The sequence below is a fragment of the Vibrio sp. 1CM2L genome, from assembly GCF_023161695.1.
Classification (GTDB): Bacteria; Pseudomonadota; Gammaproteobacteria; order Enterobacterales; family Vibrionaceae; genus Vibrio; species Vibrio coralliirubri.
The window spans coordinates 516,402-530,793 of the sequence record NZ_JALNTT010000002.1 but is presented as its reverse complement, the minus strand read 5'-3'; the positions used below and the strand labels follow the sequence as shown (position 1 = coordinate 530,793).

At 44.9% G+C, this 14,392-nt stretch carries 11 protein-coding genes; 8 read left to right on the top strand and 3 right to left on the bottom strand.

Features of this window, described 5'->3' with window-relative positions; all coding sequences use genetic code 11:
* Positions 1-2: 2 nt before the first annotated feature.
* The 4 genes from MSG34_RS07470 to MSG34_RS07455 all read left to right on the top strand — a co-directional run bounded on the left by MSG34_RS07470 (position 3) and on the right by MSG34_RS07455 (position 4,237).
* The gene (locus MSG34_RS07470; RefSeq protein ID WP_248336891.1) at positions 3-968 is read left to right on the top strand and encodes a DNA polymerase III subunit delta'; all 966 of its coding nucleotides are present in this window, start codon (positions 3-5) and stop codon (positions 966-968) included.
* Entirely contained in the window at positions 959-1,726 is a 768-nt protein-coding gene (locus MSG34_RS07465) for a YchF/TatD family DNA exonuclease (RefSeq protein ID WP_086774979.1), read from the top strand. Before MSG34_RS07470 ends, MSG34_RS07465 begins: the two co-directional genes overlap by 10 nt.
* Before the next feature lie 445 nt (positions 1,727-2,171).
* A complete protein-coding gene (gene ptsG, locus MSG34_RS07460) occupies positions 2,172-3,602 on the top strand; it encodes a PTS glucose transporter subunit IIBC (protein ID WP_048610590.1) in 1,431 nt (476 codons plus the stop codon).
* 230 nt (positions 3,603-3,832) lie between these two features.
* Positions 3,833-4,237 (top strand): hypothetical protein, encoded by a 405-nt coding sequence (locus MSG34_RS07455; protein ID WP_048610592.1) that lies wholly within the window; start codon positions 3,833-3,835, stop codon positions 4,235-4,237.
* 92 nt (positions 4,238-4,329) lie between these two features.
* Here MSG34_RS07455 and MSG34_RS07450 read toward each other — a convergent pair whose 3' ends face one another.
* Positions 4,330-4,923, bottom strand: coding sequence for an outer membrane beta-barrel protein (locus MSG34_RS07450; protein ID WP_017067207.1), 594 nt, complete (start codon positions 4,921-4,923; stop codon positions 4,330-4,332).
* A 145-nt stretch (positions 4,924-5,068) separates the two neighbouring features.
* Here MSG34_RS07450 and MSG34_RS07445 point away from each other — a divergent pair, with 145 nt between their 5' ends.
* Entirely contained in the window at positions 5,069-5,158 is a 90-nt protein-coding gene (locus MSG34_RS07445; protein WP_100214626.1) for a YnhF family membrane protein, read from the top strand.
* Between the two features lie 41 nt (positions 5,159-5,199).
* Positions 5,200-6,414 carry a DUF6363 domain-containing protein gene (locus MSG34_RS07440; protein ID WP_050652947.1) on the top strand — a complete coding sequence of 405 codons (1,215 nt, stop codon included), beginning with the start codon at positions 5,200-5,202 and terminating at the stop codon, positions 6,412-6,414.
* A 157-nt stretch (positions 6,415-6,571) separates the two neighbouring features.
* Here MSG34_RS07440 and pyk read toward each other — a convergent pair whose 3' ends face one another.
* Complete coding sequence (gene pyk, locus MSG34_RS07435) at positions 6,572-8,020, bottom strand: pyruvate kinase (RefSeq protein WP_017062141.1); 1,449 nt, start codon at positions 8,018-8,020, stop codon at positions 6,572-6,574.
* Between the two features lie 584 nt (positions 8,021-8,604).
* Between pyk and MSG34_RS07430 the strand changes: the two genes are divergently transcribed.
* Entirely contained in the window at positions 8,605-9,822 is a 1,218-nt protein-coding gene (locus tag MSG34_RS07430) for an ROK family protein (RefSeq protein WP_048607464.1), read from the top strand.
* 168 nt (positions 9,823-9,990) lie between these two features.
* Entirely contained in the window at positions 9,991-10,932 is a 942-nt protein-coding gene (locus MSG34_RS07425; RefSeq protein WP_248336890.1) for a chemotaxis protein CheV, read from the top strand.
* 332 nt (positions 10,933-11,264) lie between these two features.
* Here MSG34_RS07425 and MSG34_RS07420 read toward each other — a convergent pair whose 3' ends face one another.
* The gene (locus tag MSG34_RS07420; protein WP_248336888.1) at positions 11,265-14,357 is read right to left on the bottom strand and encodes an error-prone DNA polymerase; all 3,093 of its coding nucleotides are present in this window, start codon (positions 14,355-14,357) and stop codon (positions 11,265-11,267) included.
* Positions 14,358-14,392 lie beyond the last annotated feature (35 nt).

Below are 14,392 nucleotides of genomic sequence, written 5' to 3'. Positions count from 1 at the left end.
TCATGGCTGAAGTGTATTCTTGGCTCACACCTGTATGGAGTGAGTGGAAAAAAAGTCTCGATGCGGAGCGTTTTCCTAACTCTGTGATTGTTAATGCACCGGAAGGGCTCGGCGTTGATGCGTTGATTAGCCAACTTACCGACGCATTGATGTGCACGAACTATGAAAGCGAGTCGTGCGGATTTTGCCACAGCTGTGAGTTAATGAAGTCGGGCAGTCACCCTGATTTTCATGTGATCTCACCAGAGAAAGAAGGTAAGTCGATCACGGTTGATCAAGTGCGTGCCAGTAACCGCTGGGCTCAAGAGTCTTCTCAGTTAGGTGGTTTGCGCGTTATTTTGCTTACCCCTGCTGAAGCAATGAACGAATCGGCTTCCAACGCACTATTGAAAACTCTGGAAGAGCCATCAAGCAAGTGCATCTTCATTCTGTCTACACGTAACAGCAATCGCTTAATGCCGACTATTATTAGCCGTTGTCAGCAATTCAATGTGGTTAGCCCGCAGTTGGAGACAGGTTCGGCGTGGTTAGATGGAGAAGTGGGTAAAGCGGTACCGCAGTATATTTTAGCACTCAATGACAACGCGCCTTTAAAAGCAAAAGCGATGTTTGAGCAAGGTGGCGTTGAAGCTTCAACAAAAGCGCTCGATGGCTTTGTGAATGTGATAAAAGGCACTCAACCTGACATGCTAAAGTTCTCTACAGAGCTTAGCAAAGACCCTTTAATTCAACTTGGTTGGCTTTGGCATCTATTGTCAGATGTACAGAAGCTGCATTTTGGTTTGGCGAATCAGGCTTTCACTCCTAGTGCGAAAGCACTGTGTGAGGTGATGTCTTATCAAAGTGCTTATGCAGCATCGAATAAACTGCTGATATTGATTGAGCAGTTAAAGCAACACCCTGGGCTCAATACGGAGCTACTCATAATGAATTGGCTGATAGCCACTTGCGAGGAAACATGTTCGTAGATTCCCACTGTCATTTAGACAAACTGGATTACCAAGATTTACACACCAGCGTAGAAGATGTGGTTAACAAGGCGAAGGCTGCTAACGTAGACCAATTGCTTTCTGTCGGTGTGACACTCGATTCGTTTGAAAATATGCTCGAGATGATCTCGCCGTTTGATAACGTTAAAGCCTCTTGTGGCGTTCACCCTCTCGATGTTGAAAGTGATTTCAGCCTAGAGACAATGCGAGAATACGCGAGCAACCATAAGGTTGTGGCGATTGGTGAGACTGGCTTAGACTATCACTACCAACCAGAGACGGCAGAGCTGCAACAGCTACGATTTAAGCAGCATGTTGAGTTGGCCGTTGAACTGAATAAACCTTTGATCATTCACACTCGTAACGCACGTGAAGACACATTAGCTATTTTACGTGATGGCGGAGCTGAGAAGTGTGGTGGTGTGATTCACTGCTTTACCGAAGATCAAGCGTTCGCTGAAGCAGCAATGGAACTAGGTTTCTATATCTCAATTTCAGGTATTGTGACCTTTAAGCAGGCTACAGAACTTAAAGAAGTTGTTAAGAACCTACCGCTAGACAGGTTGCTGATCGAGACAGATTCTCCATACTTGGCACCCATCCCATATCGTGGAAAGCAGAATCAACCTGCATATGTCGTCGAAGTGGCGGCCTACATTGCGCAATTAAAAGGTGTGTCGATGAAAGAGGTTGCCGAACAAACGACCAAAAATTACCAAAAACTTTTTTTGCGATAAAAATCTAAGTAAACAAATAAAAGGGAGCGAAAGCTCCCTTTTTGTGTTTTTGATCACCAAAAATACGTTTTTTTTTAATGTTTACGAATTATGTTGAACTTGAGAGCGCTAATTATAACATTTGTAATTTTGTTACTAAAAATAACATTCGCTCCTATTTTATTTACCCAGTAAAATAATAGAGCCACTTAAAAATACTTATATATTTCAATTAATTAAATGCTTGTAAAGCATTGCATTTCTAGATTTGACATGTGATCCAAGACGTGTTTTGAAACTAAATTTCGTAAGTGACTAGAAAGTTAGTTCCCCATCAATATATATTTAGCGGCAGAAAATATAATGCAATACATGGTTACATTTTCGCAGGGTGCTAACATATAGGCTACGGGGGTGTGCCGTTAGAACCCAATATAATTATTTTATCTTTATCAGGAGCATAAACATGTTTAAGAACCTTTTTGCTAGCCTGCAGAAAGTTGGTAAGTCTCTGATGCTTCCAGTATCAGTTTTACCAGTTGCGGGTATTTTGCTAGGTGTCGGTGCAGCAGATCTTCCTTTCATTCCAGAAATCGTTTCAAACTTAATGGAACAAGCTGGTGGTTCAGTATTCGGTCAAATGGCACTACTGTTCGCAGTAGGTGTTGCACTTGGCTTTACTAACAACGATGGTGTAGCGGGTCTAGCTGCTATCGTTGGTTACGGCATCATGACTGCTACACTTGGCGTAATGGCTGGTGTAATGGGCGTTGATAAAATCGATACTGGTGTACTAGGTGGTATCCTAGTCGGTGGTGTTGCTGCTTGGGCATTCAACCGTTTCTTCCGTATTCAACTACCAGAGTACCTTGGCTTCTTCGCTGGTAAGCGTGCAGTGCCAATCATCACAGGTTTCTCTGCGATTGGTCTAGCAATCCTACTATCTGTAGTATGGCCACCAGTTGGCGGCGCTATCTCTGCGTTCTCTGATTGGGCTGCTCACCAAAACCCACAAGTGGCGTTTGGTATCTACGGTATCGTTGAGCGTTCTCTAATTCCATTTGGTCTTCACCACGTTTGGAACGTACCTTTCTTCTTTGAAGCTGGTACTTGTGTAAACGCTGCTGGCGAAACTCAAAACGGTGTTCTTACTTGTTACCTAGTTGCTGATGACGCATCTCGTGCAGCGGGCAATGGCTTCGGTCAGCTAGCTGGTGGTTACATGTTCAAGATGTTCGGTCTACCTGCTGCTGCAATCGCGATTGCACACTCAGCTAAGCCTGAAAACCGCGCTAAAGTAATGGGCATCATGGCTTCTGCTGCGTTGACTTCATTCCTAACGGGTATCACTGAACCAATCGAATTCTCTTTCCTATTCGTTGCTCCAGTACTGTACGCAATCCACGCTCTACTAGCTGGTTCTGCATACGTTCTTGCGAACACTCTAGGTTTTGTACACGGTACATCTTTCTCACACGGTCTAATCGACTTCCTAGTTCTATCTGGCAACGCGTCTAAGATGGGCCTAATGGTTGTATGTGGTATTGCTTACGCTGCAATTTACTACATCGTATTCCGCACTGTGATTAAAGCTCTAGACCTTAAAACTCCAGGCCGTGAAGACGAGACTGAAGAAGAGTCAGTTGCGACTGGTTCTGAACTTGCTGGTGAGCTAGTTGCTGCATTCGGTGGCAAAGCGAACATCACTGGTCTTGACGCTTGTATTACTCGTCTACGTGTTGCAGTTGCTGATACAGCAGTTGTTGACCAAGACAAACTGAAGAAACTAGGCGCTGCAGGTGTTGTTGTAGTTGCTGGTGGCGTACAAGCTATCTTCGGTACTAAGTCTGACAACCTTAAGACAGACATGGATGAGTGGATCCGTAACAACGGTTAATTCACTGATTCAATAAATTGAAAGGAGGCCGAAAGGCCTCCTTTTTTGTTTTCAGCTCTATGAAAGATCTTTTCGCGTCTAATCCTCTCTAACTCAGAGAGTTACCATTCAACTCGATTATTTGATGGTCGTTCCCAAATTTTTCGTGTCTTTTATCTTTTACCCAGCGATGACACCTTTTGCTGAGATTCCAGTAGACTTCCGTTTTTTAAATACAGTCTGAGAATATTATGAAACATCGTTACTTGATCGGCCTTATGTGCTGCAGCGGAGCCTCGTTTGCTCAAGCTTCTGAAGCTCCAGCTTTGGAAGTGGGACTCGCCATTGACCAAGACCTGAGTGTCGTTGTGGAATTTGATCAGAAATACCGTGCTACGATTGGCAATGACGGCGCTGCCTTTGATTACATCTTGAAGCGTGGTCAGTTCGAGACTGAAGCTCCGTTGAGCTGGTACGTCGGTGCTGGTGCTTGGGCTGAATGGAATGACGACTTTGGCTTACGCTTGCCGTTAGGCGTGAAAGTGAATTTCTACGAAGGTTGGAATGCTTACGCACAAGTTCACCCTGAACTCGATATGTATAAAGGTGTTGAGTTGCAAATAGGCGGCGCTTTAGGTGTTACCTATAAGTTCTAATCTGAACTAAAACTGTTTTAATAATGAAAAAACCAGCATTTAGCTGGTTTTTTCGTTTGGGCCGATCTTATATTTTTGCTTCATTGAGCCGCTTAGAAAGTAAAACTCAGTCCGACATTAGCTTGGAATTGGTTCATCCAGTCGGTATCAAAGCGAATGATGCACTCTTGCCCGTTATTTGGGATATTACAAACACCGGAGGTATCGTTGTCGACAACCGTGCCTAACCAACGTACTTGTGTGTTCAACGCTAATCGGTCGCTAAATTTGTACTCTAAGCCGCCAAAGATAGAAGTTGAGAATCCATACTTATCTTTTGCCCAGTCTACATCGACGTAAGAAGCACCAAGGCCTAGCCCTAGATAACCCGACAACACAGGCGAAGCAGGGTAGTAGATGCTGCTTTGAAGGTGCAGGTATTGGATGGAGGAGCTTAGGTTAAGCGTTTCTAATTCCGAGCTCTGATTGGAATAGAAGAAGCCGATACGTCCTTTTTCAAGTGGCGTTTCAATGGCAAAGGTGTAGTTTTCAGAGCCTTTCATGTCATAGGTTTTACCGTCCTGGTCTTCGACACTGCCACCGCCGGTATAACCTACCATAGGTGTAATGATGATCTCCGGCGAAGCATACGCGCTTGAAACGGAGAGAAGCGTAATCAGTGCCATCATATTTGCTTTGTTATTCATGAGTATATCCTTATCCATACACTTACTAATTGTGATGGTTACATCAATATTGTGCGACTAATTTCGACGATTCTTGAAGATACTTCACACACCTGATAGTACTTAAATAGAGACTCGACAAATTAATAATAAGCCAGAGGTGTCTATGGACCATAATCTGAAAAATGCCCTACAAATTACCGTGTTTATCTACATGATCATTCTTTCATTTGGCTTTATTGCGATTGGTAGTTAATACCATCTATTGCGAGGCTGAGTTTTGATACTCAGGGAATAATGAATAGTGGGATTATAACCAATATTGATACAGCAATAGACTTGGATTATTACGCTAAGTTTATTGCTGGAAAAACAGCACTGGTCGCTCAAGGTGGCGGACAGAGAAGTATTTTTACTTCTGGAGTGCTGGATGCCTTTCTTCTCTCAAATTTTGATCCCTTCGACGAATTTTTTGGTACCTCAGCAGGTGCTCTCAACTTATGCGCTTATCTGTGCCGTGATAAAGGCCTTGGCCGTTCTTTTGTTCTCGACCTCACAACCTCACCAGAGTTCTTCAATCTCTTTTCCTATATACGACACAGAAAGAACCTAGGATTAGAATGGGCGCTAGAACAAATTATGGCTTACCCATATAAGCTCGATCTGGATTTAGGGCGGCAAACGCTAGGCGATCGCCACTTCTATGCGGCTGTAACGGATTCCAAAGACTTACGAGACCACTACTTCCCATTATTGGGTGAAGATTGGTACAAGGTGATGATTGCGACCTGCGCCATTCCTCGTTTGTACAATGATGAAGTCTTTATTGGTGACAGTGCTTATGTGGACGGTGGTGTATCGGCGTGTATCCCAGTTCAGGAAGCGTGGCGAAGACAAGCCCGTTCTATTGTAGTGATTCGTACTGAGCCAGTGGTTGAGGAAGGTAATACCCAATTGGTTGAAGCACCAGTTAAGGGACCTTCAGTCAAAGCGCCTAAACCAATCTCTGCCGAAGAACTGGAGTGGTTTCGCGAATCTTTCGACAATGTTCAAGGTCATTGGCAACAGAAAGTGGAGCAGTGGAAAACCGACTGGACCTCTTTCTTCCAACAACAAATTATGCGCTCAAAAGAGCAGAAGCGTGACCGTGGGCATTTAGACCTGCTGAACGGTGGTCGCTGGCTATTTGGTGCAGATGATATTTATCGCTTAAGTCATTTAATCGGAGATAAGTTTGATTCAGGCTTGGCTGACATGCTGATGGTGCATTATCAGACCTACTCATTGACTCAGGATTTTTTGAATTCGCCACCAGACGACGCGTTTGTGGTTCAGATAGCGCCAAGTCAGCCGCTAAAATCGAGTTCATTAATGAGCGACAAAGAAGACCTGTTGCACGATTACGAAATGGGCTTAGAAGCCGGTTACCGATTTGTAGAAACCTATACCTCAACGGAGAATGCTCGCAATTCTCATATGCCACAGTTAGCCACCATTGCTGCTGGTAAATAAATCTCGAAGTTGATGAGTTAGCATGCTGTGTCTCGTTATGCTGCTTAAGCAGGTTGTAGTGAGTCGTGTTCTGAAATGAAAAAGGGTTATTGAACTTGGTTCGATAACCCTTTTGGTTTTTGAGGTAAGGCAAATCGTTTCGCCTTAAGGTCAAATATTAGGTGACAGGCAAGATTCTCATACAGTTGGTCGACCCCGCCACATCCATAATGTCGCCTTGAGTGACGATCACTAGGTCGCCAAACTTAAGGTGTCCTTTCTCTTTCAAGCAAGTGAGTGTAGATAGTGCAATGTCAAAGCTGTCTTCGGCTTCTGTCTCGAAGTAGATAGGTGTCACACCTCGGTACAAGGTACAGCGATTAAGCGTTCCTTCGTTACGAGACAGCGCGTAGATAGGCATGTCAGCACTTAGGCGAGACATCATCAGTGCAGTGCGGCCTGATTCTGTGAGAGTGACAACGCCTTTAATGCCTTCCATATGGTTCGCAGAGTAGATGGTCGCCATCGAAACGGTTTCTTCGGCAGTAACAAAGGTGCGATCAATACGGTAATTGGATTGGTTATTAATGCCTGCCATCTTCTCAGCACCAATACAAACTTCTGCCATCGATTTTACGGTTTCGACTGGGTAGTCACCAGCTGCAGTTTCACCAGACAGCATCACAGCATCGGTGCCATCGAGTACGGCGTTGGCAACATCCATAACTTCGGCACGGGTTGGCATTGGCGCAGAAATCATTGATTCCATCATCTGAGTTGCAGTGATGACTGTTCTGTTAAGCGCTCTGGCACGGCGTATGAGCTGTTTTTGTACTCCGACTAACTCAGGGTCGCCAATTTCCACTCCGAGGTCACCACGAGCCACCATGACCACATCTGAGGCCATTATGATGTCATCCATGTTCTCAACAGTAGCTACTGTCTCTGCTCGCTCCACTTTTGCGACGAGGTGAGCTTCTAAGCCTGCTTCTCGTGCAAGCTGACGAGCATAGTGCATGTCTTCACCATTACGAGGGAAAGACACCGCTAGGTAATCCACTTTGATTTGTGCGGCGGTGACGATGTCGCGCTTGTCTTTTTCTGTTAGCGCTTCTGCGGAAAGGCCACCACCTTTTTTGTTGATGCCTTTGTTATTTGAGAGTGGGCCGCCAATGATGACTTCGGTATGAACGCGACAGCCTTCCACTTTGGTTACTTTGAGTTGAACACGACCATCATCAAGCAACAGGATATCGCCGGCGGATACGTCGTTAGGCAGTTCTTTGTAATCAAGGCCAACGGCTTCTTGATTGCCTTCACCTAAACCTAGGCTGCTGTCGAGAGTAAATAGGTCACCTACGGCAAGTTGAATTTTGCCATCTTTGAATGTCGACACACGAATCTTGGGACCTTGTAAGTCTCCGAGAATGGCGATTTGAGTGCCGTGTCTTTTTGCTATTGCTCTGACTTTTTCTGCGCGTTGTATATGGTCGTCGCTGGTGCCGTGAGAGAAGTTCATACGAACGATATTGGCACCGGCTTTGATGATCTCTTCAAGCACGTTACCTTTATCAGTAGAGGGGCCTAGCGTTGTGACGATTTTCGTTTTTCTTAATTCGGCTGTCATGAATACTCCTAGAGTGAGGCCAAGTAATCTTTTGAAAGACTAGGGCGTGTTGCTCTTTCGAGCTGATTTTTGCAGCGAGTTGCTGGGTATTTATACAAGGCAGAGGCTTTGATGTGTAGCTAGCCTACATGAGAAGCCGATAACGTAGTAGAAATGACCAGCAAACGCTGCCCGAAGGGTTCGGCTAAAAGCGTTTTACTCTTTGTTGAGGGAGATTTGCTTAGAATGACTAGGCTACTTCTCCCTCGCCGCGATTAAAACGCTTTTATCTCGAACAAAATCTAACCACGAAAGGTCAACGCGCCTTAATTAAGTATATGCATTAATTGATAATTTATTGGGAGCTAGGAGGATATTTCTTGATTTGCCTTTAATTATTGAATTCAGGGCTCAAATGCGATGTTTTATTCTGAAAATTAAGTCGAAAATTATCGATGTGGGTGTTAATTTTCCTCGAACTATTTGACTCGATACACAAAGATTCATGTATATACGTGATACTGGTCACGGCGATATACCAAGTGACTTCACAATTACTTCGCAAAGTAAAAAAATTACCTCGTTGATGATTTCTGGAGCGTAAAATGTACATGGCTCAACCGGGCCATATTGATCATATCAAACAGGTCAATGCTGGTCGTGTATATAAACTAATTGACCTTAAAGGTCCTATTTCTCGTATCGATCTGTCCAAGCAAAGTGAGTTGGCTCCGGCGAGTATTACTAAAATTACCCGTGAACTCATTGAAGCTCACCTGATTCACGAAACAACGGTTCAAGAAGCCACGACTCGTGGGCGTCCTGCTGTCGGTCTGCAAACCAATAACGAAGGTTGGCAGTTTCTGTCGATGCGTCTTGGTCGTGGATACTTGACGATCGCGCTCCATGAATTGGGCGGCGATGTGCTTATCGATACCAAGATTGATATCCATGAACGTGATCAAGATGATGTGCTTGCGCGTCTTCTCCATGAAATCGATGAGTTCTTCCAAACCTATGCCGAGCAACTCGACAGGGTGACGAGTATCGCTATCACACTGCCTGGTTTGGTGAATTCAGAGCAAGGTATTGTGTTGCAGATGCCGCACTACAACGTTGAAAACTTAGCGTTGGGGCCTGAGATCTACAAAGAAACCGGTTTGCCAGTTTTTATTGCCAATGATACCCGAGCGTGGGCATTAGCAGAGAAACTGTTTGGTAACTCACAAGACAACGACAACTCTGTTCTTATCTCGATTCACCACGGTTTAGGTGCCGGGATCATTCTTGATGGTCGCGTTCTGCAAGGGCGTCACGGTAACATCGGTGAGTTGGGGCATATCCAGATCGATAAAGAAGGCAAGCTTTGCCACTGTGGAAATCGAGGCTGTTTAGAAACGGTGGCGAGTTCTCAGGCAATCCGTGAGCAAGTTAAAGAGCGATTGGCAAATGGTGAAGAATCAACGCTCACTGTGTTTGAAGATGTCACTATTGAACAGATCTGTGCTGCCGCTGCTGATGGGGACCCGCTGGCTGTTGAAGTGATTGAACAGTTAGGTCGTTATCTAGGCTCTGCGATTGCGATTGTGATTAACCTATTTAACCCAGAGAAAATCTTGGTGGGTGGTGTTATCAATCAGGCGAAGAGCGTGTTATACCCGGCGATTCAAAAGTGTATCGAAGAGCAGAGTCTATCGGTTTACCATAAAGACTTAGAGCTGGTGGAATCTCGTTTTTATAAGCAGGCAACCATGCCAGGTGCTGCGCTCATCAAGCAGGCCTTATATGATGGCCAACTGTTAATGAAAGTTATTGAAGGTTAACCCCTTTTTCTCGTCTTGTAGCCTTACCCTGAACCTTTCCATGTACTTAAGCTTTGTATAACATCATTTGTTGTACTTAGTTTAAGCATTCTGTGCATTGGCGCTTTGCTTTAACCTATTGAAGTAGGCTATTGTAGCCACAGTTATTATTTGTCACTAAGGTGTTGTATGTCTGGCGTTTTAAATTCGGTTGATCAGAGAACCAAACTGGTCGGTGAAAACCGTCTGGAACTCTTGTTATTCAGCTTAAATAGTCGTCAACTATTTGCGATTAACGTATTTAAAGTGAAAGAAGTCCTCAAAGTGCCAGTTCTCACTCGCTTACCGGGCTCTCATCATCATATTACGGGTGTTGCGTCTTTACGTGGTGAATCGGTGCCTGTTATTGATTTGCGTAGTGCCATTGGTTTTCCGCCATCTCGTGCGGAATCTCAAGAGAGCAACCTGATCATTACGGAATACAACCGAACCGTACAAGGTTTCTTGGTTGGGCAAGTTCGTAATATCGTGAACACGACATGGACAGAAATCCAGCCGCCGCCAAAGACAACAGGCCGTGCAAATTACCTAACCGCTATCACGCATATTCACGAAGAAGAGCAGCACAAGATCGTCGAGATCATCGATGTTGAGAAAGTGTTGGCTGAGATCATTGATTACGATGTCTCGATCTCTGAAGGCGTCTTGGATGAACAATTAGCTCAGGAGATGATTGGACGTAACGTGCTTATCGTTGATGACTCTTCAACAGCGCGTAACCAGATCAAAGGCACCTTGTCACAGCTTGGTTTGAACATTATTGAGTGTTGTGATGGCTTAGAAGCACTGACCTTACTTAAGGGCTGGTGTGATGAAGGCAAAGACATCAATCAAGAAATATTGTTGATGATCACCGATGCTGAAATGCCTGAAATGGATGGCTATAAGCTGACACACGAAGTACGTACTGACCCAAGAATGCATGACCTATTCATAACGCTAAATACTTCATTAAGTGGAAGTTTTAATGAAGCCATGGTTGAGAAAGTAGGGTGTAACCGCTTTATTTCTAAGTTCCAGCCAGACCTTTTGGTTGAAGTGACTCAAGAGCGAATGCGTCAGATCCTATAATTAATGCTGCTGTACGGTTTGTTTTGAGTGACCTTATAGAAAACGTTTGCTAATATTCACGCAGCATATTTTTCTTAACGAAATATGCTCAACTACTAGCGTAACTTTTCACACACAATCTAAGGTAGTTCCTCTTAATGATATGGTTAACGTCTAAAGTCGTCATGACTTTGAGCTTATTACTGTATAGGGAATTTAAGAAAAGACGTACGGAAGCTGAAGTTGAGTCATAACTCAACAACTGTAATTGAAGGGAAGCGGATGCTTCCCTTTTTCGTTTTCTTTCTCTCGTTTCTTTAGCCAAGGACCGATTGAGCACAGTTGGTACTTCGCTAATGAAAATCCCGAGATTTGGTTTTCAAGCCAACAATTTCATCGGTAATATCGATAAGTTTTCCCGCGATAACATGCACGACTTCACCTTCTTTTTCTAATATCCCTTGTACTTTTAACGCCTTGGCTGTGAGATAAGCTTGCTGTTGAGCGCGTGCGGTTGCTCCCCATACCACGACATTAATATTGCCAGTGCTATCTTCCAGTGTGACAAAGGTGACACCTGCCGCGGTGCCGGGAGATTGTTTGCCTGTGACTAATCCGACAACGGTGACCATAGATTTGTGTCTTTGTTGTGTTAAATCTTTCATGTGTGTGAATCGACCTAGTCGTCCCGCTTCTTCGAGCAAAGTGATTGGGTGTTTGTTCAATGAAATTCCGACACTGGTGAAGTCTTCGAGTAGATCTTGCATCTCATTGGGCTTGTGCAGTACATGTTCGTCATGTCCTGCCTCAGCATCGTCATGGGCTTGGCTAAACAGAGGTAAATCCGACGCCGAGTCCATGATCGCCCAGCGAGTCTGGAAGCGGTCTCCAGAAACGTTATGTAGCGCATTGGCCGATGCCAGTAGCTCGATATCTTTCTTATTCATCGATAACTGTTTCACCTGACTAGGGTGGCGATAACCGGATGGTGGACGATTGGCGAGCACGCTTTGAATTCCATGCTCGCTGAATCCTTTGATTTGTCGCAGCCCTAAGCGAATCGCTAAACCATTCTGATGAGAGACAACCGTGTGGTCGTTTTGAGAAGCGTTCACACATACCGGGTGTATCACCACATTGTGTCGTTGTGCGTCTTGTACCAACTGTGAGGGACTATAAAACCCCATGGGTTGGCTATTCAACAGAGAAGCGTAGAAACATTCAGGGTAGTAGCACTTCAACCAAGCTGAGCAATACGCTAACACCGCAAACGAAGCGGAGTGGCTTTCAGGAAAACCGTACTCGCCAAAACCGCATATCTGTTTAAAGATCTGTTCGGCAAACTCTGTCTCATAGCCACGCTTTTGCATCCCTTCGATGAGCTTGTTTTTAAACTTAAAGACGTTGCCATTTTTTTTCCAAGCGGCCATCGCGCGTCTGAGTTGATCTGCTTCACCACCTGTGAACCCTGCAGCGACCATCGCGAGTTTGATCACTTGCTCTTGGAATATCGGTACACCCAAGGTGCGCGACAGTACTGATTCCACGTCTTTAGATGGATAACTGATTGGCTCAATGCCATCTCGACGCTTGAGAAACGGATGCACCATATCGCCCTGAATAGGACCTGGACGAACGATAGCGATTTGAATCACCAAGTCGTAATAAGTCTTCGGTTTAAGCCTTGGCAGCATGCTCATTTGTGCGCGTGACTCAATTTGGAATATCCCGACCGTATCTGCTCGCTGAATCATGCCGTAAACCTGAGGATCGTCCTTAAGGCGAGTGATCTCAGCAATGGTCAGTGATCGCCCGTGAATACGTTTGATCAGGTCGAAACATTTACGAATCGCAGAGAGCATACCAAGCGCGAGCACATCAACTTTCAGCAGCCCCAAGGTTTCTAGATCGTCCTTATCCCATTGGATAATGGTTCGATTGTGCATCGCGGCATTCTCGACGGGAACCAGTTCATACAAAGGCCCAGAAGATATGACAAAGCCACCAACGTGTTGAGATAAGTGACGTGGGAAGCCGATGATCTCATTAACCAAATGGATAAATTGTTGCCCCTTCAATGAATCAGGTTGTAGCCCCAATTGAGTTAACTGAGCCTGCCAACCTAGGCTTTTGTCCCTGCGATTCGTGTTCTTAATGAAGTAGTCGAGCTGAGTTTCTTGTAGCCCCAATGCTTTACCGACATCTCTTACCGCACTTTTAAAGCGATAAGAGATGACCGTTGCGGCAAGTGCAGCCCGTTCTCTACCGTATTTTTGGTAGATGTATTGAATAACTTCTTCGCGGCGTTCATGTTCAAAATCGACATCAATATCAGGCGGCTCATCGCGCTCTTTACTGATGAAACGCTCAAACAGCACCGAGATCTGTCTTGGGTCGACAGAGGTGATTTCTAAGCAGTAACAGACCACGGAATTGGCCGCTGAACCTCGACCTTGGTAAAGAATGCCTTGGCTTTTGGCAAACATCACGATGTCATGAATGGTGAGAAAAAAGAAAGGGTAGTCAAGCTCGCCAATTAACCCCAATTCTTTCTCTATGATCTGTTGGATGTCGTTAGGTACACCTTGTGGGAAGCGAGTCTGTTTTCCCTTTTCGACCAACATGCGCAGATAACTCATGGGTGTTTCACCTTGAGGAATCAGCTCACTGGGATATTCGTAGCGCAAGCTATCTAAATCAAATTCACACAACTCAGCGATGCGGTTGCTCTCTTCTAGCCACTCTGCTTTGAAGATATGAGAGAGCTTATTGATACTCCGTAAACAACGTTCTGCATTAGCGAGTAAGTGACTGCCCACTTCGGTAATGGGTTTTTGATATTTAATCGCAGTGAGTGAGTGCTGCAAGGGTAAGCGATTCGCATTGTGCATCAACACACCACCACAAGCTGTAATCGGCAGTTGGTAGTGTTGTGAAAGCTCAACGCAGTAATCTGTGTACTGCTGGTCGGTTTGTTTTAGGTGTCGTTGTAAGCCTATCCAAAGCCGACCTGAATGGTGCTGGGAGAGCCATTGTCCCCAGTGCGCGTCTTCATTTTTCTGTTGAGGAAGCCAAAGAATAAAGCAGTGCTTAGCCGACATGATATCCCACTCAGAGAGCTGATAATGTCCCTTGCTGCTACGACGTCTCGCGTTGGTAATTATACGGCACAGCTCGGCGTAGGCTTGTCTGTTTGGGCATATCAAGATCACTTGGCACTCTTCATTTAACCAAAACATGCTACCGACAATTTGCTTGAGTGACAGTTTATGTTGCTTGATTGCAGAGTGAACCTTCACGATGCCCGCGACTGAGCACTCATCAGTAACCGCGAGTGCTTTGTAACGCAAGAAATCGGCCTGTAAAACAAGCTCTTCCGCATGCGAAGCTCCCTCTAGAAAGGAGTAATTACTTTGACAGAAAAGCTCTGAGTATTGCTGAGACATAACGTATTCTCACTTAACCATTGCGAGTGAACATG

What these genes read in the sequence shown, in the direction of transcription:
- ptsG (WP_048610590.1), top strand. Translation starts at nt 2,172, where the DNA reads ATGTTTAAGAACCTTTTTGCTAGCCTGCAGAAAGTTGGTAAGTCTCTG.
- MSG34_RS07465 (WP_086774979.1), top strand. Translation starts at nt 959, where the DNA reads ATGTTCGTAGATTCCCACTGTCATTTAGACAAACTGGATTACCAAGAT.
- MSG34_RS07445 (WP_100214626.1), top strand. Translation starts at nt 5,069, where the DNA reads ATGGACCATAATCTGAAAAATGCCCTACAAATTACCGTGTTTATCTAC.
- MSG34_RS07420 (WP_248336888.1), bottom strand. Translation starts at nt 14,357, where the DNA reads ATGTCTCAGCAATACTCAGAGCTTTTCTGTCAAAGTAATTACTCCTTT.
- MSG34_RS07450 (WP_017067207.1), bottom strand. Translation starts at nt 4,923, where the DNA reads ATGAATAACAAAGCAAATATGATGGCACTGATTACGCTTCTCTCCGTT.
- MSG34_RS07440 (WP_050652947.1), top strand. Translation starts at nt 5,200, where the DNA reads ATGAATAGTGGGATTATAACCAATATTGATACAGCAATAGACTTGGAT.
- MSG34_RS07430 (WP_048607464.1), top strand. Translation starts at nt 8,605, where the DNA reads ATGTACATGGCTCAACCGGGCCATATTGATCATATCAAACAGGTCAAT.
- pyk (WP_017062141.1), bottom strand. Translation starts at nt 8,020, where the DNA reads ATGACAGCCGAATTAAGAAAAACGAAAATCGTCACAACGCTAGGCCCC.
- MSG34_RS07425 (WP_248336890.1), top strand. Translation starts at nt 9,991, where the DNA reads ATGTCTGGCGTTTTAAATTCGGTTGATCAGAGAACCAAACTGGTCGGT.
- MSG34_RS07470 (WP_248336891.1), top strand. Translation starts at nt 3, where the DNA reads ATGGCTGAAGTGTATTCTTGGCTCACACCTGTATGGAGTGAGTGGAAA.
- MSG34_RS07455 (WP_048610592.1), top strand. Translation starts at nt 3,833, where the DNA reads ATGAAACATCGTTACTTGATCGGCCTTATGTGCTGCAGCGGAGCCTCG.